Annotated in this window: 1 protein-coding gene; it reads left to right on the top strand. The window is 43.1% G+C overall.

Annotation, left to right across the window (positions count from 1 at the left end):
• The first annotated feature begins 77 nt into the window (after positions 1 to 77).
• Complete coding sequence (locus Q7J27_04450) at positions 78 to 2471, top strand: glycoside hydrolase family 2 protein (protein MDO9528394.1); 2394 nt, start codon at positions 78 to 80, stop codon at positions 2469 to 2471.
• Positions 2472 to 2685 lie beyond the last annotated feature (214 nt).

Here is a 2685-nt window from a genome sequence, read left to right as displayed (position 1 = left end):
CCCTCTCCCTAACCCTCCCGCCCCTGGCCGTTCTAATTCTGAAGCACGTGTAGCTTAATTCATGAAAATTAAAACCCATGAAAACAATTAATTTAAACGGTAAATGGATGCTGTTGGGCTCTGAACCTCAATCAGACTCATTGGACAATATCATTAAACCAGATCCCAATATAGGTGATTGGATGATAACTAATGTCCCTGGAGATGTTAATGCTACGTTATTACAGTACAAAAAAATCCCGGATCCTCATTATGATACACAAGCACAAAATTGCTACTGGGTTACCGGTAAAGAATGGTGGTATAAGTTAACATTTGATACCCCTGATGTTGGTGAGGCAAAAACAGATCTTTGTCTAACGGGGGTGGACGGCCATGCAGATATTTGGCTTAACGATAAATACCTCGGCGAAATGAAGAACGCTTTCCGTCTATTTCGTTTCAACGTAACCGGCTTATTAAAACCGGAGGGAAATGCTCTCTTGCTCCGCTTTCAATCACTCAATCAGCTTCTCGGCGGACCCCGGTTTGATGAACAGAACAGTTGGAAAGACAGGAGAGCTTTCCTCCGCAAACCTCAATTTTCATTCGGCTGGGACTGGGCATTACCTCTTCCTTCAATAGGACTCTCAGAAAATGTATGGATTGAGCATCATAATGAGTATTGTCTGACAGATATTTCTATTCAGCCCTTTATGAACGGCAGAATCGATTTTGCGTTTGAAGTTACTGAAAAAACAAAGGAAGCCGGTTATCGTATCGCGGTGAATGTCACCGGGTATGGTTCAGATATTAAAAATGAGATTTCAAGAGACTCTTTTAAGTCTTATCTGAGTTTGAGTATTCCAAACCCACAACTTTGGTTTCCAAACGGCTACGGAAAGCATCCCCTATACGATTACTCAATTGAACTTCTGGTAAACGATGTTGTTGCAGACAGACGGAAGGGACGTCTGGGACTTCGTGAATCAAAAATTGTGGAAAGACCTTTTACCCCAACAAAAGCAGGGCCTGGTTTTTCATTCGGAATTGAAATTAACGGGGAGACTATATTTTGCAAAGGAGCAAACTGGGTCCCTTTAGAGCTGTGGCCAGTAAATGCTTCGGAGGAACAATATGAGTTTTATTTAAAAAAAGCAAAGGAAGCCAACTTCAACATGCTCCGGGTGTGGGGAGGAGGAATCTACGAACGAGATATTTTCTACGAACTGTGTGATGAACTGGGAATAATGGTCTGGCAGGATTTTATGTTTGCGAGTACTGGCTATCCAATTGATCTTCTGCGTGACGAGATTATGGCAGAAGCCAACTATCAGATCCGACGCCTTAGAAATCATCCGAGTATCGTACTTTGGTGTGGTTGTAATGAAGACGTGTACTCCTGGGATTATCCAAATCAGGCAGGGGATAACCTGCAAAAAGACAGCGGTATTTATTCTGAAACAAAAGATGCATGGACTGTAAATAGATTAAGGGATGATCCGCAGATATATACCATGATTCTACGAGGTTTGGTTGGTGGGTTCGGTCTCGGTGTGCCTTACGTAGAATCAAGTCCGCAGTCTAGGGATGATTTTGGCAACTTACCGAATTCCGGAAATTGCCATATCTCCTGCTGGAAATATGCTCTCTTTGAATCTGACGGAAAACCAGAACGATTCCGAAACCATTTTGAAAGGGTATGTTCCTTCAATTCGGAGTTCTGCATTCAGGGACCCTGCAGCGAAAAAACTTTCAAAAAATTCCTTTCTCCTGATAATCTTTGGCCGCCCAACCAGGCATGGATAGATCACATTCAGAGAGGTCATAGAAATCTGCCGCATTACGAGCAGACACTTTTAATTGCCGGTGCAATTTTTGGTGAAATAGATAGTCTTCAGAAATATGTAAAGTTTGGTCAAGCCACACACGCGGAAATGATGAGAGCCGAGTTTGAAAGTGCCCGGCGTGACCGTCCAAACAATGGCGGGACAATGGTGTGGATGTATAATGACAGCTGGCCTACCAGTAACTGGTCAATCATCGATTACTATCGGCATCCCAAACCTGCGTTTTATGCCGCCAAACGAGCCTGCGCCACCTTGCTCCCAATAATCTTTGAACGCTCCGGAAAAATTGAGTTCTTTTTTAGCAACGATTCATTTGAGGGTGCGGAAGTAAATTTAACCTATGGACAGGAAACCCTGCAAGGGAGTTGGAAAGAGATACCGTGGCCATACCCTCAGATCAAATTTGAATTCCTTGATCAGGAATTTGCCCGGGGAAAATGGCATTCGCGTATTCAGCTTCAGACAGATTCGTTTGCCCGTTTTTGCCACTTGCTGGTAAAAAAAGATAACATTGAGATATCCCTTTCCGATAACTATTTTGACGTGTCAGCCGGGAGCAAACACCAAATATGCATTCAATCGCAAGAAAAACTTGATGCTAACAGTTTGACAATAGGAAATTGGTGGACAAAATGGGAATAGTATCTGCGAGTCAACATACCACCCCCAAAAAAATCTATTAACCGTAATTGTCAAACACCGGTTTGACGCGCGGGAATTCTTATTCTCAGGACGGAGAAAAAGTTGGTGACCGCAATGAACGCGCCGAGCAGAAAAACATACTGATAACCCAGCTTAAACCAGATTATCCCGCTCAACAAAGCAACGGAAATGGAAAAAAAGTGGTCAATCGTCA

It is taken from the genome of Syntrophales bacterium (genome assembly GCA_030655775.1).
In the GTDB taxonomy this organism is placed as follows: domain Bacteria; phylum Desulfobacterota; class Syntrophia; order Syntrophales; family JADFWA01; genus JAUSPI01.
The sequence above is the reverse complement of the archived record's forward strand: the minus strand, read 5'-3'. Positions and strand labels throughout refer to the sequence as shown.